The organism is Rhodobacteraceae bacterium IMCC1335 (assembly GCA_039640495.1).
Taxonomy (GTDB): Bacteria; Pseudomonadota; Alphaproteobacteria; order Rhodobacterales; family Rhodobacteraceae; genus Thalassovivens.
The window spans coordinates 3,476,837-3,497,097 of record CP046864.1 but is presented as its reverse complement, the minus strand read 5'-3'; the positions used below and the strand labels follow the sequence as shown (position 1 = coordinate 3,497,097).

Sequence of the window (20,261 nt, the reverse complement as noted above, 5' to 3'; positions counted from 1 at the left end):
TGTGCAGGGTAAAACCAAAAGTTTTCACATCGAAAAAAGTTATAAAAACTTTGTTTTCACCCTACACCGGCGACACCCTTTAGAAGAGGGCGCCCCTATCTTTACCTTCAATCACTGCCTTTTCGTACCAACTCTAACTAATACGAGCCTGCTACGCATGGGCCACACCCCCTATGCCCGTTATATATACTCGGACTTTGACAGTGAGGTGTGCTGTGGGTGTGTTAACCAATATGGTGTTGCTGGTTTGCAGAAGCTCATCAAAAACGTCTGAGTAATGTATATAGGTTAGCTTACAGGCGCCTGATCCTTATCGTTCCTAGTATCGGTAATGTAATACATCGGGGGTACGACAGAAGAAACAAAGAGTGTCTTTGGCTGGGAGCCTCAGGGTACTTAAAGTTGGATCTTACAGCTCACCTTTAAGCTTTTATTATCTTCTATATTTAGAGATGATAAATGATTTAAGGCTACTTAAAGTATCTCTTAAAGTAGGCCTTAAGCTTTCAATTCTAACTTTGATAAAAAAGATAGAGATTCTTCTTAAAGGATATACTTTAAGTAATCTTAAGCTTCCCATCTCTTCCAATTTTAAAAGGGAGAAGGAGCTTTAAGATCCAGCTTAAGCTTCACCCAAAGCCGCCTTCTCCTGTCTTTTTTTGTCGTATCACCAAAGGGTGCACAGTCTACTTCAGGCGATGAGTGGCCTCATGCTGACCGCCTAACTATCCTAACATTATGACCATCATGCAGCTTAGAAAAACTTTTGTCCTCGAGTAGCTTTTTGTCTGTGGCTAGGACTATGTCATCAGATTTGATTTGCTCACGCTGAACAGCCTTAAAACGGCTCTCAAAGCGCTCTGGAAGCTGATCAACAACTCCATTATCCAAGTCAAACTGCCTAAAGATGCGGGACATGGGTTGCGTGTTAAGAAAATAGTAAATGCCTCTCCATCGAGGAGCGTTCTTATCTCGCCGCTGGAGGATCCACTGAATGCGATCTCTACATTCAATGAGGCGGTAACGGTTACTGAGATATGTAATAACAAACGGGTAGTCTTGGCTTTGTTCTTTCTTCATTTTTGATTTCCGGGAAATGCAAAAGCAAGCACCGCCACATCTAATGTGGGCTAACTCCATCAATGTCATGATTGCAGATCGCTTTTGCGGTTACTGGCATTTCACCTGCTCAAATGCATACCAAAACAATACTATACTTTCGGATATAAATCAATAATAGATTTAACCCAAAGATATATTTTTATAACAAGCGTCAAATGGAAAGTAGAGCAAGTGATTTGTCATTTATTGCAACAGGGTGCATGAATTTCGTTACGTTTTTCTAGACAGATTTTGGACCACATGGCACCATCACTGTGAAACTTAACCTTTGGCGAGCTTATGTCTGAAGAAGAAATTGAACGTAAGATAGCAGTCATCTTTGCTACCGATGTTGTCGGATATAGCAAACATATGGAAGACGATGAGAGCAGCACGATTAAAAATCTTCGTGCCTGCGAGAAAATCCTAACTGCATTGTTCAAAAAGCATAAGGGCCGCTTGTTTAATACGGGTGGAGACTCTTTCCTGGCGGAATTTCCAAGTGCAGTCTCAGCAGTTGAATGCGCTGTAGAGTTTCAGAAAGCTATCAAAAATAGAAACTCCTCGGAAGATACGTCTGTAAAGCTAGAATTCCGCATAGGGATCAACTCAGGTGATGTTGTTAAGGAGAAAGATAATCTATTAGGAGATGGGGTAAATATAGCTGCAAGGCTAGAAGCTTTGGCTCAGACAGGTGGGATTACGCTATCGAAAAGCGTCTATGATTTTGTCAAAGGCAAGACCTCCCATGAGTTCAACGACATTGGTCTTCAAAAGGTTAAGCAAAACGAATTTCATGCCTATGACCTAATCCTACAACCAAACCAAAAACGGCGAGTAAAAGCTAAAAATTCCTATAGTTCAAAAATGCTGTTAGCCGTTGCTTGCATAGTTTCTTTAGTATTAGCAATCAGTGCCTCGTTATATTTGATGCAAGGAAATCAGACTAAAAAAGATATTGAGCAGCTAATAGCAGAGTCCGATCGAGCGATGGTCTTAGTGATGCCATTTGAAAATAGGTCAGGTGATAGTGCTGACGATCAGTTGAGCAAAGGAATGACAGATATTATTATATCATCTCTGTCCAGTTATCCTCGCTTGTTGGTGCAGTCCAGCAACACAAGTGAATTTATTAAAAAACAAGGTTATTCTGATGCGGAGATAAAAGAAAATTATCTAGTGAATTATGTTTTAAAGGGTTCAAATCAGGTTTCTGCAGACAAAATACGAACCACAGTTGAACTTTCAGATATTGTAAAACAAAAAATAATTTGGTCAGAAAAATACGACTTTGAATTGACGGATATTTTTGAAGTACAGGATACTATTTCGGCAAAAATACTCAACAAATTACAAATTAAACTTACGATGGACCAGTCCTTTGAGGACACAAGAAAATATTTCAAAAGTCCTGAAAATTGGCAACGATATTTGAAGGCGAATTCACTTTGGCTCACATTTTCCTTAGAGGGTGTTAAAGAAGCTGGTTTGCTCTTTGATACAATATTTGAAACTGAACCAAATAACCCACTCGTGTTATCTATGTATGCTTGGTATTTTACCGCTCAAGCAAGTGTAGGTCTAAGAGATTGGAACATCTCAAGAGATATGGTTTCTGTAGCCAAACGGGCGGTAGAATATGGGCCCGAACTTTCTGACGGCTACAGTCTATTAGCTGGTCTTATGATTAAACAGCCACAAGAATTTCCAGAATACGATGATGAGGAAATTAAAATTATTGCTAAAGAGTACGCCCTAAAAGCTGCTGAGTTAAATCCTCGTGGTATAATAAGTATATTGGCCGCTGCAAATTCTTTATTTACAGTTGGATTATTTAACGAAGCTTTGGAGAATTATGAAAAAGCTCTTGCAGTAGCTCCACACCCACCGGCTAACGTAAAGCTGAATTACTCGATGGCATTACTTTACCTTGAAAACTACGATAAAGCGAACGACCTAGCAACTGACCTGTCCGAAAATGAACAATATTTTGGTGGATCACAACTAGGTGGACTTGGAATAAAAACTTTCATTGCAATGCAAAGAGAGCAGAAATCTGAGGCAAAGCGATTAGTAGAAAAAATGGTAGAAATTGACCCTGACATAAAGTGGAGCTCTTTGAGGCGAGCAATGAAGACTTTCATTATAACGGATGAAAAATTTCTCCAGAAACTAAAAGAAACACTGAAAGAAGCCGGTATCAATGCCTGAGTAACATCCTGTCAGTCAAACTTAGCGTAAGAGGAAGCTGCCGAGCGGTTGAAAAATAATCTACTTTTATATCACCTAAAATTATCTTTATTGGCTCCATCCGATATCCAAGCCCATAATTATTGCCAATTGAACTTACTGACTTCCACCCACCAATTTGATCAATCAGATCCATTGGGCATTCCACAGCTCTCAGACGGTCTCTGAATGTATGCCTAAGGCTATGTGCAGTCAGACCATCAAAGTCCTTCTTCAGCCACTTATTGAGGGCATTAGACGCATGCGTGGCATAACACTTTTCATCTCGAATATATCTTGGGAATAGGTAGGTATCATCTGCCTGCTTGAATGCTTGTTCCATAGCCAGTTTGGCATATCCAACCAAGGGTACGGTTCTTTGGCTGCTCCTCGTCTTTAACCTTCTTGCTGAATTGGCTCGTATATGGATCAGGTCATTCGCAAGATCGATGTCTTCCAGCTTAAGCCCCACGATCTCTGCTAGCCTACAGCCTGTTTCTCCTAAAAGTGGCATCAGCAACTTGATCTGACTTCCGGAAGCTAAAGCTTTGTCGTATCCCCATTTGAGTTGTTCATTGGTAAAGGTGCCTCGCTTATGGCTATCTTCACCTTCTCCCTTGATGAACAGTCTTGAGAAGGGGTTACGCTTATCCAAGTCCAGCTCTGCATAGGCATAATTGAGAATGGCAGACAGGCTGTTGATACGCTTTCTGATCGTTGCGGTTTTATTACCGCTCATTTCTAGATGACGAAGAAAAAGCTTGGCATCTTCACGCATGTATTCTGCTACATCTCTATCTCCCGCCAAAGAGATAAAAGACTGCAGAGCTATTCTCGGTGGGCGAGGATCAATGCCTTTTACTCCCACATATTCCGTTGCAATTTCAGAAAGTTTAAAAGATCTTGGTTTAAAGCTGGATAGAATAGTAGGAATATCGACCGGCTGTATTGAGGTCGTATTACTCCAAGATCCCTCCAATACATTACCCAGACGTTTTGCATAAGCTTCAGCTTCTTCAGGGCATTTGGACAAAGCTTGCCTGATGAATAGACCATAGGCTTTCACTGCGTGCTTAGGTACATGGCGGTTATAATAAAAGGTGCCTGAACGGCATATTATGTACGGAATGAGTGACACGACGGTCTCTCTCGATGATCAAACTCGAAGGAATTTCAATAAGTTGCGCTGAAAATATGGCGATCCCTGCAGGACTCGAACCTGCAACCTACTGCTTAGAAGGCAGTTGCTCTATCCAGTTGAGCTAAGGGACCGACGACTGGAACATCGACTATCACACTGTCTTATTTTGCCGCTGGCGCCATGTCAAATGTTCAGCGGTTTTGAGCAAATTCTAGTTGGTAAATTTGCGCTTAGCTTAACCGGCCATGGCAATGCTTGAATTTCTTTCCAGAACCGCAGGGGCATGGATCATTGCGTCCTGGATTTCCCCAAGTTGACGGATCATCTTCAACAAATCCACTTTCTGCCTTTGCTGTTTGTGATGTTTGTGATGTTTGCATTCGGGCTTGGGTTTGCTTTTGCTGCGCAACCATCTGCTGCATCATCGCCTGCTGCTCGGCCTCTGTCATTGGTCGCACCAATGATAACTGTTTGCTTACATCGGTGCGTAAGCTGGTCAACAGGCTTTCAAACAATTGAAAAGCCTCAGATTTATATTCATTTAAGGGGTCGCGCTGGGCATATCCGCGAAAGCCAACCACGCTGCGCAAATGCTCAAGCGTTATCAGATGCTCGCGCCATTTGCTGTCAATCGTTTGCAAAAGTACCTGCTTTTCGACTTGCCGCATCGTTGTGGGCCCAAAAGCTATGGCTTTCTCCGCCATCATTTTATCTGAAGCATCCTCAAGGCGCTCACGAATGCTTTCGTCATCCACGCCTTCCTCATCTGCCCAATCTGTGATCGGCAAATCCATATTCAGCTGCTCTGCAACAGCCGTCTGTAAGGCTTCGCTTTCCCATTGTTCTGCATAGGATTTTGGTGGCATATAGGTGGTCACAAGATCGTCAATCACATCATGACGCATATCTTGAGTCACATCCGACAAGTCTTCTGATTGCAAAATATCCAAGCGTTGCTCAAAAATTGCGCGGCGTTGATCATTCATCACATCGTCGAATTTAAGCAATTGCTTTCGTATATCAAAATTGCGGCCCTCAACCTTTGACTGAGCGCGTTCCAACGATTTGTTAACCCAAGAATGGGTAATGGCTTCGCCTTTTTCCATTCCGAATTTTGACAAGACTTTATCCAAGCGCTCAGAGCCAAAGATCCGCATCAAGTCATCATCAAGGCTGAGAAAAAACGAAGATCGGCCCGGGTCGCCTTGGCGGCCCGAACGGCCACGCAATTGGTTGTCAATCCGCCGGCTTTCATGACGCTCGGTGGCCAAAACGAATAAACCGCCCGCCTCCAGAACCCGCTGCTTTTCTGCGCTGGTTTCTGCTTCAATCGTACGGCGCAAATCCTCTGGATTTGCTTCAGGGGTTTCGGCCAAGGCGCTCAATATTTTCATCTCAACATTGCCGCCCAGTTGAATGTCCGTTCCTCGACCGGCCATATTGGTGGCAATCGTCACCGCACCAAATTTCCCGGCATCCCCGACTATTTGCGCTTCTTGCTCATGTTGACGCGCATTCAACACATTATGTTGGATTTTGGCTTTTTTCAGCATTTGAGACAGGGCTTCAGATTTTTCAATCGAAGTGGTGCCAACCAAAATTGGCTGACCTTTATTATGCGCTGTTTGGATTTCTTCGACGATCGCGGTATATTTTTCATCTGCGGTGCGGTACACACGGTCATCTTCATCAATGCGCGAGATCGGGCGGTTCGTTGGCACTTCTACGACGCCCAGCTTATAGATTTCCATGAATTCTTCGGCTTCCGTATTGGCGGTACCGGTCATGCCTGCCAATTTATCGTAAAGCCGGAAATAATTTTGAAACGTCACGCTGGCCAAGGTAAAGTTTTCCGACTGGATCGTACAATTCTCTTTGGCTTCAATGGCTTGGTGTAGCCCGTCCGACAGGCGCCGCCCCGCCATCATACGCCCGGTGAACTCATCGATTAACACAACTTCATTGTTGCGCACGATATAATCCTTATCGCGGGTGAAAAGCTTGTGCGCGCGCAGGCCTTGATTGACGTGATGTACAAGGGTTGTGCTTTCCGGATCATACAGACTTTGGGTTTCGGGCAGGATCTGTTTTTGCCGCAATAGGTCTTCTAAGAAATCATTGCCTTCATCCGTGAAGTTCGCGTTTCTGGATTTTTCATCCAGCGTGTAATGCTCTTCGGTCAGCTCTGGGATCACAGCGTCGATCGCTTGATATAAGTCCGAGCGGTCCTGCGCTTGCCCCGAAATGATCAAGGGCGTGCGGGCTTCATCGATCAGGATACTATCAACCTCATCCACAATCGCAAAATGATGTTGTTTTTGATACATCTGCGAGAGTTCGGTTTTCATATTATCGCGTAGATAATCGAACCCGAGCTCATTGTTGGTGGCATAAGTTACATCGCAGGCATAGGCTTTTTGTTTTTCACCCTCGTCTTGATTGGGGTAGACCACGCCCGTGGTAAGGCCCAGCGCCCCATAAACGTTTGACATCCATTCGCTGTCACGTTTGGCCAGATAGTCATTCACGGTAACAACATGAACGCCCTTGCCCGTCAGCGCGTTCAAATAGGCGGGAAATGTGGCCACCAAGGTTTTTCCTTCACCGGTCTTCATTTCTGAAATATTGCCTTGATGCAGAAAAATTCCCCCCATCAATTGCACGTCAAACGCGCGCAAACCCAAAGTGCGCTTTGCGGCTTCGCGGCAATTGGCAAACGCTTCGGGCAACAACTCATCTAATGTGGTACCGCTGTTTAACCGGGTTTTGAACTCTTGGGTTTTGGCAATGATAGCCTCATCAGAGAGGGCCTGATAATCAGCCTCTAAGGCATTGATTTTTGCAACCAGCGGCATGGTTGATTTTATCACGCGGTCATTCGGGGAACCGAATACTTTTTTTGCCAGTTTTCCGAACCCTAACATGGTCTCTCCAATCAATAATCATGCAACTATCTGCATGTCGGCCTTGCTCTGATGGGCAAGTCTGAATAGGTGTAAAGCGGGCAGCCTTAACACCATAAGCGATGTAAGGGCCCCGATAGTGAGTGTCAACGCCAGCCAGAGGCGGCAGGTTATAAATAAAGGAAAAAGGCGATGGGTTTTCATAAATTGGTTCTGCTCGCAGCGACGTGCTGCACATTTGGCAGTGGTGCTTGGGCGCAAGAGGCGGTTTCGGCTGAAACGGTTGTGGCCCGCGTGAATGGCGAAGCAATCACGCTTGGGCATATGCTCTTGGTGCGGGAAAGCTTGCCGAATGAATATAAATCTTTGCCCGATCGCCAATTGTTTGATGGGATCTTAGAGCAATTGGTGCAGCAGACTATTCTATCGCAAAAAAGTTCGGCCCCTGATTCTTTGCAAATCAGGTTAACGCTTGAAAATGATCGCCGTTTGATGCGGGCTGCACGGATGATTGAACAATGGTCAGAACAGCCAATCAGTGAAGGCGCCATACAAGACGCTTATGAAGCAGCTTATTCGGGCGTCGATCAAGGCTTGGAATATAAAGCGGCGCATATTTTGGTGGAAACGGAAGCGGCAGCGCTTGAGTTGATCGAGAAGGTGAACGCTGGAGAAGAGTTTTCGGCTTTGGCGCGTGACTTTTCGACTGGGCCATCTGGCCCGGGAGGCGGCGACCTTGGCTGGTTTGGCAAGGGCATGATGGTGCCGCCGTTTGAGCAGGCGGTCATAGAACTGGAAGTGGGCGAAGTGTCAAAGCCTGTGAAAACAGATTTTGGATGGCATGTTATTCTTTTGAATGAAACGCGCGCCGTGGAAAGCCCCGCCCTAGAGGATGTGCGCGAAATGATCGTTGAGGATCTACGCCGCGCTGCGGTTGAGGCTGAGATGGCTGTTTTGAGAAGCCAAGCTGATATAGAACTGATCGAAGATCCGCAAATCGATCCCGGCGCGGTGAAAAATTTTGAGTTGTTATCGCAGTAAAGGAGCCTGAATATGGCAAAGTCTCCCTTGGCTCCAGCGCAGTTTCCCGCGCTGCCCAATGTGGCAGGGGTGCGGTTTGGCACTTTGGCGGCTGGCATTAAATACCAAAACCGCCCCGATGTGATGTTGGCAGAATTGGCGCCTGGCACCAGCATAGCTGGCGTGTTTACACAATCGGCCACCCGCTCTGCAGCGGTGTTGGATTGCCAAAAAAAGCTGGGCCTGCCGGCCGCTGAGGGCGCTGCTATTTTGGTGAATTCTGGCAACGCGAATGCCTTTACCGGCCATCGTGGTATGGCCTCTGTTGAGGCTTTGACAAAAGCGATTGCTGATCAGCTTAAGCTGTCTGAAACGCGGGTTTTCACCGCCTCGACTGGCGTGATCGGTGAGCCTTTGCCGCATGAAAAAATTTCAACACGGATGCCAGAGTTGATTGCCGATCTTGACGCAGAAGGCATCGCCATGGCTGCGCGAGCGATTATGACCACGGATACCTATCCCAAGGGCGCAAGCGCGCAGGTGGAAACCTCGTCTGGACCGGTAAATATTGTTGGCATTGCAAAGGGGTCCGGCATGATCGCGCCCGATATGGCCACAATGCTGGCCTATATTTTCACCGATGCGCAGATAGAACAGGTTGAGTTGCAGGGTCTTTTATCTTCGTTAAACGAGGTGACGTTCAACGCCATTACCGTCGACAGCGATACCTCAACCTCGGATACGTTGATTTTGGCAGCCACCGGAGCTTCGGGGCACCGCGTGTCTGCGCAGAATGCGGCCTTTGTGGAAGGCTTACATCAGGTGATGCGCGATCTGGCGCATCAGGTGGTCCGCGATGGGGAAGGCGCGCGTAAATTTGTTGAAATAAGGCTGACGGGCGCCGCTAGTGATCAGGATGCCAAGCAACATGCCAAAGCCATCGCAAATTCGCCTTTAGTGAAAACAGCGCTTGCGGGTGAGGATCCCAATTGGGGGCGGATCGTTATGGCTCTTGGAAAATCCGGCGCTGCGGCTGAGCGTGATCTGATCAAGATTTGGTTGGGCGATATTTTGGTTGCCGAGCAAGGCTGGGTGGCGGCCAGCTATAGCGAGGAACAGGGCGCGGCCTATATGAAAAATGCGGAATTGGTAATCGCGGTTGATTTGGGTATGGGCAGCGGTGCGGCCACCGTTTGGACCTGTGATTTGACCCATGATTATATTTCGATCAATGCGGATTACCGCTCGTGAAAACGGTTTTGGTTTCTGCGGTTGCGCTGGTTGATGCCGATGGGCGCGTGCTGATTGCACAGCGCCCTGCGGGCAAAGCCATGGCTGGGTTGTGGGAATTTCCCGGCGGTAAGATTGAGCCAGGTGAAACGCCTGAAGCGGCGCTTATGCGAGAATTGAAAGAAGAGTTGGGCATAGAAACCTGGGATAGTTGTTTGGCACCGCTTACCTTTGCCAGCCACAGCTATGATGATTTCCATTTGCTCATGCCTTTGTTTATTTGCCGTAAATGGCAGGGCATTGTGGCGCCCAAAGAGGGGCAGCAATTGAAGTGGGTTTACGCCAAAGAGCTGCGCGATTATCCAATGCCGGCGGCCGACATACCGCTGATTCCGATTTTGCGCGATTGGCTATAAAAGCCTGCTTATCACTTGGCTTGCGATACGCACCAAGTTTAAGCCGTTCCACATAAAAAAACCGCCCCAGCAGGGGGCGGCTTTTTTTGTTGTTCCAGATGTCGCGAATTAGCTGAGCACCCGCTCAATCTCTTGACGCTCAAAGATTTCGATCACGTCATTGGCGCGAATATCTTCATAATTTTCAAACGCCATGCCGCATTCCTGACCAGATTGAACCTCTGGAACTTCGTCTTTGAAGCGCTTGAGCGTTTTCAACGTGCCTTCATGGATCACCACATTGTCACGCAGCAGGCGCACGCCAGCGCTGCGCCGCGCCACACCTTCGGTGATCAGACAGCCGGCAACTCGACCAACCCCAGAGACTTTAAACACTTCTTTGATCTGCGCATAGCCGATGAAGTTTTCGCGAATTTCGGCACTTAGCAAGCCGCTGGCGGCGGCTTTTACATCATCAACAAGATCATAAATCACCGAGTAATAACGGATTTCAACGCCTTTTTGATTGGCTGAATTGCGCGCAGGCGCGTTGGCTCGCACGTTAAAGCCGATCACGGGTGCGCCGGATGCTTCGGCCAGCCCAATATCGCTTTCGGTGATCGCACCAACACCCGAATGCAGCACGCGCACGCGCACTTCCTCATTGCCAATTTTATCCATCGCCTGAACGATTGCTTCGGCAGAGCCTTGCACATCGGCCTTCACCAAAACGGGCAGTTCTGAGATGTTTTCATCTTCCTTGGCTTTTGCCATCAGCTGTTCAAGGGTAGTGGCTGCCCCCGCTGCCGCGCGCTTCTCTTTGGCTAAATTGGCGCGGTAATCCGCAATTTCGCGGGCTTGAGCTTCGGTTTCCACCACGTTTAGAACATCGCCCGCTTCGGGTGTTCCGTTGATGCCGAGCACCTCAACCGGTACTGATGGGCCCGCAGTTTTGATACGCTCGCCCTTATCATTGATCAAGGCGCGCACTTTTCCCCATTGCTCACCAACAACGAAAATATCGCCTTGGTTCAAGGTGCCTTTTTGCACCAAAACTGTAGCAACGGGACCGCGGCCCACATCCAGCTGCGCTTCAATCACAGCGCCTTGCGCGGCGCGGTCAGGGTTGGCGGTCAATTCTAAAATCTCGGCTTGCAGCGCGATGGCTTCCAGCAAATCATCCAGCCCCATCCCAGTGATCGCGGAGACTTCAACATCTTGAACCTCGCCCGACATTTTTTCGACAATCACTTCATGCTGCAGCAAGTCAGTGCGCACTTTATCCGGGGTGGCATCTGGTTTGTCCATTTTGTTGATCGCAACGATCATGGGCACTTTGGCCGCTTGCGCATGGTTAATGGCTTCGATGGTTTGCGGCATGACCGCATCATCGGCCGCCACGACCAGAACCACAATATCGGTGACCTGCGCCCCGCGTGATCGCATTGACGTAAAGGCCGCGTGACCGGGCGTGTCTAAGAAACTTAGCACCGCGCCGCTATCGGTTGACACTTGATAAGCCCCGATATGCTGCGTGATACCGCCCGCTTCCCCCGCCACCACTTTGGTTTTGCGAATAGCGTCCAGCAGCGATGTTTTACCATGATCGACATGGCCCATGATCGTAATAACCGGCGGCCGTGGTTTTAATGTTTCCGCATCATCTTCAATTTCGTTGATCACATCTTCAACATCCGAATCAGAAACCCGAACTACTTTATGCCCGAATTCTTCGATGATCAGTTCCGCTGTATCGGCATCAATCGTTTGGTTTTGCGTGACCATCATTCCCATTTTCATCAGGGATTTCACGACTTCGGCGGAGCGTTCCGCCATGCGGTTGGCTAATTCAGACACTGTGATCGCTTCGGGAAGCTGCACTTCGCGCACAATTTTTTCTCGCTCGGCGCTGCTGCCCATGGCTTTTTGCCGCGCCCGCTCTTGTTTGCGGCGCATGGCTGCCATTGATTTTTGTCGGCCGCCTTCGCCCTCTAAAGCTTGCGAAAGGGTAAGCTTACCTGAGCGTCGGCCATCATCACGGCCTTTATTGTTGCGCCGGTCTTGTTCGGTTTCGCGTTCTTTCTTGCGCGAGGTCGGCGCGGCTGATTTCAACGTGGGGCGTTTGACCTCGCCTCCATTCTCGGCGGCGGGTGCTGCCACGGCTGATTTTGCATCAGCAGCGGCTTTCTTCGCAGACTCTTCGAGTTCTTTGCGCAGACGGATCTCTTCTTCAGATTTTTTGCGCAGGGTTTCTTCAGCTTCACGCTGCTCGCGCTCTTTCTCTGCTTGTTCTGCGCGACGGCGCTCGCGTTCCTTTTGGCGGTTCTCTTCTTCCGCGGCTCGGGTTGCGCTATCTTCGGCTTCACGGGCTTTGGCGGCTTGCACAGCTTTCAAGCGGCGCGCCATTTCCGTGTCCGAGATGCCCGCGGGCCGATTGCTGGATTGTGTTTTCGCAGGGTTTGTGCCCTGCTGCACTGGTGCACCCACCTTTGGCACCACGACGCGTTTGCGCTTGGTCTCAACCAGAACATTTTTGGTTCTGCCATGGCTAAAGCTTTGTTTCACGTTTCCCGAACGGGGCGTGCCGCGTAAGCCCAAAGTTTTTTTGCCGTCACTATCGCTCATCTAGCTGTCTTTTCCTTCTGGAGGGGTGATTTTGTACCCTCCGTTATGCGCAGGCCTTTCAGCCGTTGCGCTTCCTCTACTACACGTTGCGTAATTCCGCTAGACGCAAGTGCGCAATGAATTACTGTCTGTCGCCCAAATGCCATGCCTAGCTCATCTGAGCGCAGCCAACCAATGAAACGCCCTCCATAGGGCGTACTCAGCTTTGATTTGCCACGTTCCGATCCATCGCTGGATTGTACCAACACTTTGGCCTGCTCTTTACTGAGCCAATCTTTCACCTTCTCATACCCGGCGATCGCGCGCCCTGACTTGCGGGCCAAGCTTAACAAATCAACAACCCGCCGGGATAGCTGTGCCTCAAGATCCTGCAAAAGCGTTTCAGAAACCTGAACAGGCTGTTTTGCACTATGCGCAAAGAGGCGTTTTTTCACTGCTTTTTGCAATGCCTGCTGATTGCTGGACACCCAGATGCCACGCCCTGGCAGCTTGCCCAAGACATCGGCAACCAGATGCCCATCTGGGCTGACCACAAAGCGCAGCATGTCACGCGTTGGACATAGTGCGCCCGTTGCGATGCATTTTCGCTCTTGGGCCTGGCCGGCCGTATCATATGATCGGTTGCGCGACATAAATCAGATGCTTAGCTCTCTTCTTCTGTCTCGGCTACGTCATCCGCATCTGCACCTTCGGGGATAAGGTCATTCGGATCCACCCAGCCCAGAACGATCCGCGCTGTCATCACGAGGTCTTGTGCCTCTTCCAGGCTCACGTCGAAACTTTCCAGTAAGCCATCGTCTTTCACCCGCTCGCCATCAACAGTTGTCCAGCCTCCGGCCAATTCCCAATCTGCGCAAGTGGCAAAATCTTCTAAAGTTTTGATGCCATCTTCGGCCAATGCCTCGATCATTTTAGGCGTCAAACCATCAAAAGAGACAAGGCTGTCTTCCACGCCCAATTCGCGGGCCCGCTCGAGCGCTTTGCGCGCTGCTTCTTCAAGATACTCCTGCGCGCGCACCTGCAGCTCTTTTGCGGTATCTTCGTCAACGCCGTCGATCACCAGCAATTCGTCAACTTCGACATAGGCCACTTCTTCAAGCGAGGTGAAGCCTTCAGATACCAAGAGCTGCGCGAAAAATTCATCCAGATCGAGCGTTTCCATGAACAGTTGCGTGCGCTCTTCAAACTCTTTCTGGCGACGCGCGCTTTCTTCCGCTTCCGTCATGATATCAATATCAAGATTGGTCAGCTGGCTTGCCAAGCGCACGTTTTGGCCGCGGCGGCCAATCGCCAAGCTCAGCTGCTCTTCTGGCACGACCACTTCGATGCGTTCTGCTTCTTCATCAAGCACTACTTTGCTAACTTCGGCCGGTTGCAGGGCGTTCACCAAGAAGGTTGGTTGGTCTTCATTCCAGGGGATGATATCGATTTTTTCGCCCTGAAGTTCATTCACGACGGCTTGAACGCGGCTGCCGCGCATTCCGACGCACGCGCCAACCGGATCAATAGATCCATCATTGCTGAGCACTGCTATTTTGGCGCGTGATCCAGGATCACGGGCCACAGCTTTGATTTCGATAATGCCTTCATAAATTTCCGGCACTTCCATTTTGAACAATTCGGCCATGAATTGCGGATCTGTGCGGCTTAAGAAAATCTGCGGACCGCGGCTTTCGCGGCGTACTTCTTTAATGTAACAGCGTATCCGATCATTGGGCCGGTAGCTTTCGCGGCCAATTTTTTCATTGCGCCGCAAAACCGCTTCTCCACGACCGACATCAACGATCACATTGCCGTATTCTTCGCGTTTCACTTGGCCGTTGATAATGGTTCCGGCGCGATCTTGGAATTCTTCAAATTGTCTGTCGCGCTCTGCCTCGCGTACTTTTTGAAGTATCACTTGTTTGGCTGATTGCGCAGCGATTCGTCCCATATCGACCGGTGGGATTTCTTCGATAAATTGATCACCAACGCTTGGGTTTTCAAGATATTGCTTGCCCTGTTCTACCGTCATTTCCGCCTGATAATTTTCAAGCTCGGCTTCTTCCACAACCGTACGCACACGGGTGAATTTTGCGCGGCCGGTTTTGCGGTCGATGGCAACGCGAATATCCATTTCGCTGCCATAGCGGGATTTGGCAGCCCGCGCCAAACTTTCTTCCATAGCTTCAATCACCAGAGCGGGATCGATCATTTTTTCGCGTGCCACGGCTTCGGCGGTTTGCAACAGCTCAAGCTGATTTGCAGAGGTAATAGCCATTGTTAGTCCTCCTGTGACCCTTCGGTCTCGATATCGTCAAATTTATCTTCACGTAATGCGCCAGAGGCTTTGCGTTGGCGCAGCATTTCTTTAATCAACTCATCCGTTAAGATCAGTTTTGCGTCAGACATCCATTCAAAATTTAGCCCAATCGTGCCCTCTTCTATGTTAATCAGCACATCATCGCCCTCAATACCGGCCAAAATGCCATTAAAGCGCCGCCGACCATCGATCAAATCATGGGTCTCAATTTTTGCTTCATAGCCTTCGAAGAGTTCGAAATCTTTTAGCCTGGTCAATGGGCGGTCAATGCCCGGGCTCGACACTTCCAGCGTATACATATCAAGGATCGGATCTTCCACATCCAAAACCGCGCTAATCGCCGTTGAGATTTCGGCCAAATTATCCACATCAATGCCGCCATCGGCGTTATCCGCCATCACCTGCAAAGTGGTTTCCTTGCCGATCATCAATCGCACGCGCACCAATTCAAAGCCCAGATCCTCAATAACCGGAGCGATGATGTCAGCCAAACGTTGGTCAATGGCGGCTTTTGCTATCAAATCGTTGATCATGGATCCAAACATAAAAAAACGGGCCCGCGGCCCGTATGAATTACCGGTGGAGCATTGAAATCAACGCGCCGCTGTTAGAAGGGCTTTTAAGAGGTTTTTCAATTTGCTGCAAGCCCTCTTTTTATTTGGGGCCAACGCTGAATAATGATAGCGGATCAAGCGATGTGGTCCACCCACGGACATCTTTTACTGGGATGATCCGCTATCGTATAGGCGCATAACTGATAGCGGTAATGATCTAAAAAAACGGTTCTCAGTGGAAAACAGGCGCGGCCGATGATGCTGTGAACGGGCTTGCCTTTTGCTCAAGTGTGAAAAAACAAAAAGTGGTCCTTTTGATTATTTCAAAATAGATGGCATGCCTTTGTTTGGGTAACCCTCGCAGAATGGCATGCCGTGCAGTTCTTGCTCATGCTTGCGTTCGGGCCAGTTTGCTCAGCCTGTCCCTTGCTGTTTTGCTGGCACATGCTTTGGAGCGCTGGCAATTTTGGAGCCGTCAGCTGCTGACTATTTGCGTTCGCTTGGCTCTAATTCTGACGCCTGTTGTCACCGGTTATGTTTTGCTGCTTGTTTTCGGGCAGACGGTCTCTACGGGACGCCCCTAATGATACCTTTGGTATCTTTTTGGCGTTTCCTCGGACCGGCGCGGTGCTGGCGGCTGCGGGCATGGCGTTTCCGCTTATGGTGCGCGCGATCCGTTTGGCGATCGAGGCGGGGGGCCCCAAATTAGAAGAGGCGGGCACCACGATTGGCGCCAGAGCGATCTGGGTTTTCCTGACCATTACGATGTCTTTGCTGGCGGCAGGCTTGGTGACGGGATGGTTTTGGCTTTCGCCAAAGCTATGAAAGAATTTGGGGCATCAATCATCGATGTGGCAAATATACCGGGCCAGACGCAAACGCTGCCATCGGCGATTTACGCGTTTTTATAGCTGCCAGGCCAGGGGGGGGATGCTTCCGCGGTTTGGGCTTTTGCTCCTGTCTATTTTTATTTCTGGTTTTGCGTCGACGCTGTCCGAATGGAAGGCGTCGGCGCGTTATGCGGGGTATCGGCCAATGACGCTTTTTTAGATCTCAATCATTCCGCCGGCGATGTTAACCTTGCGTTTGCAGCCCGATTTTGCCTGTTATGAAACCGTAAAAACCTGATCAATCTGACCTGCAGAAGTGGCCATCTAACAGCGCAATCGCGTTATTTGTGATGATGACCCCGGGAATAGGCCCCCTCTGGCAGTGAAATTGCCGCGGCAAGATCGCGCATCTGCGTGATCGAAAGCGTGATTTTTTGAACTCGGTCGGTTCTGGGATCATATTGCTCTACCGTAATACATTCCGCAAAGTTATTGACGATTACATCCTCTTGCAGGGGTGTTTGTCCTTCATCAACCAAAGTGATGACAGTCGCATCGAAATCGTGTTCAATTGTAAACATGGGATCAGTGTAAACGGCTTGCGCTGTAATGCAATTCGTTGCGGTCGGTTTATTTCTGATAAAAGGGGGATTTGGCTTTGAACGGGGTGAAACTGGTGGGTTTGCTATGCGTTTTGCTGCTTTCAGCTTGTGGAAGCGCCCCCGCAATCAAAGATTTTGGCCGCGCAACAGCAGACAGATCGAATGGGCCCCAAGAGATGGAGCCAAATTTTATTCCACCAAGCGGGGCCTTTGCCTCAGTTGTCGCCGTGGTCGAGCCGGTGGGAGAAGATTTATGCCGCCGGTATAGGCCCCAACTCAACTGTGATTTTGAAGTGGTTGTCTACAAGAAAAACCCAAACTTGGTGAATGCGTTTCAAACCATAAAATCTGATGGGCGGCCATTGATTGTGTTTTCGCAGGGGTTGATTGAGCATGCACGCAATGAGGATGAGTTGGCCTTTGTTTTAGGGCATGAGATGGCGCATCATCTTGAGGGGCATTTGTATCAGCAATATCAAACCGCTCGCAGCGGCGCCGAGAGGTTTGGTGGGCTAATATCGCTTGTCGGTTCCTCGGATCGTTTGGTCCGCAATGCAGAGCATTTTGGGGCGCGCTTGGGTGGGCGCAAATTTTCCAAAACATATGAGCTGGAAGCGGATCGGCTGGGCACTTGGATTGCTACGATCGCGGGGTATGATGCTTTGCGTGGGGCTGCCTTTTTTATGCGCATGTCGGATCCGGGCGACCAGCTCTTGGGCACCCATCCGCCCAATCAGGCCCGGGTTGAGACCGTGCGAAAAGCCATGGCGGATCTTCCCTCACCGTGAAGGCAATCTGCAATAAAAGTTTCTATGTTCTACAATCTTTGCTTCACGCCCTTTGGTGAAACCGGTTTGGATTAAGCCGATTTTGAATATCCTTTGGCAAATCTGACCTTTGATCGAGCACCAGATCTGCGATCAATTGGCTAGAGGCCGCAGCTGTTTGAAACCCATATCCCCCTTGACCGGCAAGCCAGAAAAAACTTGGCAGCTTTGGATCGGAGCCGATCACCAAGGCGCGATCTGGCGCGAAGGTCCGTAAACCTGCCCAGGTTGCGCTGGGCCGCGTTATGGGATGCGTGATCATGGTTTCGAAACGGGCCAAGCCCTCAGCCAGTATCATATCATCTGCCCAAGCATCTTGTGCAGGCAATGGATCTTCATCTGCCGGCGAGACGATCAACTGGCCTGCGTCTGGTTTTGCATACCATGCTTCGCCAATTTCATCGATAACGGGCCAAGAGGTCGGATCGTAGCCCCCGGGCACGGGCAGTCTTGCTATTGAACGTCTATATGCAATCAGACCTAGCGGCGGTACTGATGCCATTTTTGCAATATGATCAGCCCAGGCCCCCGCGGCATTGATCAAAATATTGGCTTGAAAATCGCCTTTTTGGGTTTTGACTTGCCATTTCCCGCCACAAAAATTCAGCGCTTCGACAGGGTGAGAAACATGGATCTTTGCGCCCTGATTGCGTGCTTTACGCAAAAAATCCTGCAGCAATTTATCTGTATCAATGTCGCAAACATCTGAGCGGTATGCAGCATATCCCAGAGTGCGCCGGTTAATTAAGGGAACTTTTTCTATCGCTTCAGAAATGGAAATGGGTTGAAGTCCAAACTCAGCCGCCTCATCGCTGAAGGCGGCCCGTTCGTCAGATTTTGCCAAAAGTATCATACCTCTTGGGCTTAAAAAACCTCCGTTTTCGGCCCTCAGATAAGGTAAACTTGCGATGTTTAAGGCCCGGATTGTAGGGTTGCCGTAATCTTTGATAAAAACCGCTGCGGATCGCCCAGAGGCATGGTAGGCAAGTTGGTCTTCTGCCTCAAGCACCGTTACATCTGCTTGTTCTGACAGACGTGCGGCTGCGGAAATACCGGCAATACCGCCACCGATGATGATTATATCGCTCATGTTTGAACGGCTGAAAAAGGCGGGCTTGTTGGAAAGGCGAGGTTTAAGAAAACAGCGCAAAATTGCGAATGCGACGCATAGGGTAATTCTCTTAATGCGACGCATGCATTGATAAAATCAGTAAACCGGCGGATGATTATGATGCGCGTTTTAATCTGCCAGAAGGGTAGGGCAGGCGCTTTAAATTTGAGCGTTTGATCGAGCCCAAAAGAGCAAATATGTCGGAAGTCTGTGACCCGCGGCGATAATTTTAAATCATACTCCATTGTGGAATATTGGCAAAATATACCGGGGCGGTACAGTTCTTTTCGATTTTTCCCGGCGGGTCTTTCCGTGTGGTGCGTTTAAGCCAGATGCTCGAGGGCGTCTCCCCGCGCCATAGCCGCCGCCTGGTCTGAGATAGGCAGGGGTTTGCGCCAGCTGATATCGGGGTCGCGCTTTACCGTTGACTCTATAAATTAGTTGTCAAAGGTAATGTTTACGTTTTGCCAAACATTCGAAAATTCTTCTGGAAGAAAGCGCTTCACTACAAAAATTATAGGGCGTCGATCCCCAAACGCGGATCTTTGGATAAGAATATTCTCGGGCCGTTTAATACCGCGGGCAGCTAAGGCTTTATCACTTAGCAACACGTCAAAAACGAATTTGGGGCGATGGATTGGATGAAAGGCGCCTAGGTCTTCCATCAGGGTTTTGAATGCGTCGGTGGTAACGAAATCAATCAAGCTATCATAGGCCTTTCACATCGCCGCTTGTAGAGCTGGGCGGTCATAGCTTAAGCCTTGGTACCCGTGTGGTTTTTCGGCAGGCTGCATTTTATTCTCCTTAATTGTAAAGAAGTTTTCAAAGGTTTTTAAAAGGTGGCAGGCTACACCTACCCGACCTTTTAGGTTGAAAAGCCACCGCATCCACAGATGGTAGCGGCTCCCTCGCCAGCGCAGGCGCCCCATCCTAAAGGGTCATATGGCTGAAGCGGGCTATCAGGATCATTGATCGGAGAAATCTCAAAGCGCTCGCCCCTTACTTTATCTTCGAAGATACGGCTGGTCAGCCTGAAATCTTCTGGAATTTTTGCGCCTGCGGCGCGAAGCCCTTCCAGGCTCAGTATCTTCGCAACGGCTTCGTAACCTCCATCTTTTTCGGCTTCACCCCGAGCTTGGCGCATTTTTTCTACAAACTCTGGAGAGGTAATGGTTTCAATCACAGTGTTTGTTGCGGCCATTAAGCGATCGCGATCAAGCTGACCCTTAAGTTCAGCCTTTTCTAAATCAAGCTTTTCTAAGCGGTCTTTAATTTTATCGGTTGAAGGCATGGGTCTCCCTTCCTCTATAATCGGTTGTTCAAATAAAATTTTTAACCCGCGACTGATTGCGACGCTCTGTAATAACTATCAGAATAATCAGCTATGCGCT

At 49.0% G+C, this 20,261-nt stretch carries 15 protein-coding genes, 1 tRNA gene and 1 pseudogene; 6 read left to right on the top strand and 11 right to left on the bottom strand.

Going from position 1 to position 20,261, the window contains the following annotated elements; genetic code table 11:
• The first annotated feature begins 1,401 nt into the window (after positions 1-1,401).
• Complete coding sequence (locus tag GN241_17015) at positions 1,402-3,312, top strand: hypothetical protein (GenBank protein XAT58906.1); 1,911 nt, start codon at positions 1,402-1,404, stop codon at positions 3,310-3,312.
• Here GN241_17015 and GN241_17010 read toward each other — a convergent pair.
• From GN241_17010 to secA, 3 genes are all read right to left on the bottom strand, one after another.
• Positions 3,302-4,447, bottom strand: coding sequence for a tyrosine-type recombinase/integrase (locus GN241_17010; GenBank protein XAT59336.1), 1,146 nt, complete (start codon positions 4,445-4,447; stop codon positions 3,302-3,304). The genes GN241_17015 and GN241_17010 overlap by 11 nt on opposite strands.
• 78 nt (positions 4,448-4,525) lie before the next feature.
• A tRNA-Arg gene (locus GN241_17005) sits at positions 4,526-4,602 on the bottom strand.
• A 99-nt stretch (positions 4,603-4,701) separates the two neighbouring features.
• Complete coding sequence (secA, locus tag GN241_17000; protein ID XAT58905.1) at positions 4,702-7,395, bottom strand: preprotein translocase subunit SecA; 2,694 nt, start codon at positions 7,393-7,395, stop codon at positions 4,702-4,704.
• A gap of 171 nt (positions 7,396-7,566) precedes the next feature.
• On the opposite strand from secA, the gene GN241_16995 reads away from it, so the two are divergent.
• Genes GN241_16995 through mutT form a run of 3 tightly spaced genes read left to right on the top strand, consistent with a single transcriptional unit; the run spans position 7,567 to position 10,040 of the window.
• On the top strand, positions 7,567-8,415 hold the full coding sequence (locus tag GN241_16995; protein ID XAT58904.1) for a peptidylprolyl isomerase: 849 nt from the start codon (positions 7,567-7,569) through the stop codon (positions 8,413-8,415).
• Between the two features lie 12 nt (positions 8,416-8,427).
• Positions 8,428-9,645 carry a bifunctional glutamate N-acetyltransferase/amino-acid acetyltransferase ArgJ gene (argJ, locus tag GN241_16990; protein XAT58903.1) on the top strand — a complete coding sequence of 406 codons (1,218 nt, stop codon included), beginning with the start codon at positions 8,428-8,430 and terminating at the stop codon, positions 9,643-9,645.
• Positions 9,642-10,040, top strand: a complete 399-nt coding sequence (gene mutT / locus GN241_16985) for an 8-oxo-dGTP diphosphatase MutT (protein XAT58902.1) — start codon at positions 9,642-9,644, stop codon at positions 10,038-10,040. The genes argJ and mutT overlap by 4 nt, the downstream gene beginning before the upstream one ends.
• A gap of 108 nt (positions 10,041-10,148) precedes the next feature.
• On the opposite strand, the gene infB is transcribed toward mutT, so the two are convergent.
• From infB to rimP, 4 genes are read right to left on the bottom strand one after another with little or no spacing between them, the layout of a single operon-like run.
• Complete coding sequence (infB, locus tag GN241_16980) at positions 10,149-12,644, bottom strand: translation initiation factor IF-2 (GenBank protein XAT58901.1); 2,496 nt, start codon at positions 12,642-12,644, stop codon at positions 10,149-10,151.
• Entirely contained in the window at positions 12,641-13,276 is a 636-nt protein-coding gene (locus tag GN241_16975) for an RNA-binding protein (protein XAT58900.1), read from the bottom strand. The genes infB and GN241_16975 overlap by 4 nt, the downstream gene beginning before the upstream one ends.
• Before the next feature lie 11 nt (positions 13,277-13,287).
• Positions 13,288-14,904 (bottom strand): transcription termination/antitermination protein NusA, encoded by a 1,617-nt coding sequence (gene nusA, locus GN241_16970; GenBank protein XAT58899.1) that lies wholly within the window; start codon positions 14,902-14,904, stop codon positions 13,288-13,290.
• 2 nt (positions 14,905-14,906) lie between these two features.
• Positions 14,907-15,479 (bottom strand): ribosome maturation factor RimP, encoded by a 573-nt coding sequence (rimP, locus tag GN241_16965; GenBank protein XAT59335.1) that lies wholly within the window; start codon positions 15,477-15,479, stop codon positions 14,907-14,909.
• A 411-nt stretch (positions 15,480-15,890) separates the two neighbouring features.
• Between rimP and GN241_16960 the strand changes: the two are divergent.
• A pseudogene (locus tag GN241_16960) lies at positions 15,891-16,550 on the top strand (ABC transporter permease subunit).
• A 121-nt stretch (positions 16,551-16,671) separates the two neighbouring features.
• Here the strand turns inward: GN241_16960 and GN241_16955 are convergent.
• Positions 16,672-16,911 carry a hypothetical protein gene (locus tag GN241_16955; GenBank protein XAT58898.1) on the bottom strand — a complete coding sequence of 80 codons (240 nt, stop codon included), beginning with the start codon at positions 16,909-16,911 and terminating at the stop codon, positions 16,672-16,674.
• A gap of 77 nt (positions 16,912-16,988) precedes the next feature.
• Between GN241_16955 and GN241_16950 the strand changes: the two genes are divergently transcribed.
• Positions 16,989-17,720, top strand: coding sequence for a M48 family metalloprotease (locus GN241_16950; protein XAT58897.1), 732 nt, complete (start codon positions 16,989-16,991; stop codon positions 17,718-17,720).
• 43 nt (positions 17,721-17,763) lie between these two features.
• Here GN241_16950 and GN241_16945 read toward each other — a convergent pair whose 3' ends face one another.
• From GN241_16945 to GN241_16935, 3 genes are all read right to left on the bottom strand, one after another.
• On the bottom strand, positions 17,764-18,849 hold the full coding sequence (locus tag GN241_16945; GenBank protein ID XAT58896.1) for an FAD-dependent oxidoreductase: 1,086 nt from the start codon (positions 18,847-18,849) through the stop codon (positions 17,764-17,766).
• Positions 18,850-19,307: 458 nt separating this feature from the next.
• On the bottom strand, positions 19,308-19,574 hold the full coding sequence (locus GN241_16940; protein ID XAT58895.1) for a hypothetical protein: 267 nt from the start codon (positions 19,572-19,574) through the stop codon (positions 19,308-19,310).
• 161 nt (positions 19,575-19,735) lie between these two features.
• Positions 19,736-20,161, bottom strand: a complete 426-nt coding sequence (locus GN241_16935; GenBank protein XAT58894.1) for a hypothetical protein — start codon at positions 20,159-20,161, stop codon at positions 19,736-19,738.
• Positions 20,162-20,261 lie beyond the last annotated feature (100 nt).

Bases quoted from the DNA above. Each gene is read 5' to 3' on its own strand.
- GN241_17015 (XAT58906.1), top strand. From the start codon at position 1,402: ATGTCTGAAGAAGAAATTGAACGTAAGATAGCAGTCATCTTTGCTACC.
- secA (XAT58905.1), bottom strand. From the start codon at position 7,395: ATGTTAGGGTTCGGAAAACTGGCAAAAAAAGTATTCGGTTCCCCGAAT.
- GN241_16995 (XAT58904.1), top strand. From the start codon at position 7,567: ATGGGTTTTCATAAATTGGTTCTGCTCGCAGCGACGTGCTGCACATTT.
- argJ (XAT58903.1), top strand. From the start codon at position 8,428: ATGGCAAAGTCTCCCTTGGCTCCAGCGCAGTTTCCCGCGCTGCCCAAT.
- infB (XAT58901.1), bottom strand. From the start codon at position 12,644: ATGAGCGATAGTGACGGCAAAAAAACTTTGGGCTTACGCGGCACGCCC.
- GN241_16975 (XAT58900.1), bottom strand. From the start codon at position 13,276: ATGTCGCGCAACCGATCATATGATACGGCCGGCCAGGCCCAAGAGCGA.
- nusA (XAT58899.1), bottom strand. From the start codon at position 14,904: ATGGCTATTACCTCTGCAAATCAGCTTGAGCTGTTGCAAACCGCCGAA.
- rimP (XAT59335.1), bottom strand. From the start codon at position 15,479: ATGATCAACGATTTGATAGCAAAAGCCGCCATTGACCAACGTTTGGCT.
- GN241_16955 (XAT58898.1), bottom strand. From the start codon at position 16,911: ATGTTTACAATTGAACACGATTTCGATGCGACTGTCATCACTTTGGTT.
- GN241_16945 (XAT58896.1), bottom strand. From the start codon at position 18,849: ATGAGCGATATAATCATCATCGGTGGCGGTATTGCCGGTATTTCCGCA.
- GN241_16935 (XAT58894.1), bottom strand. From the start codon at position 20,161: ATGCCTTCAACCGATAAAATTAAAGACCGCTTAGAAAAGCTTGATTTA.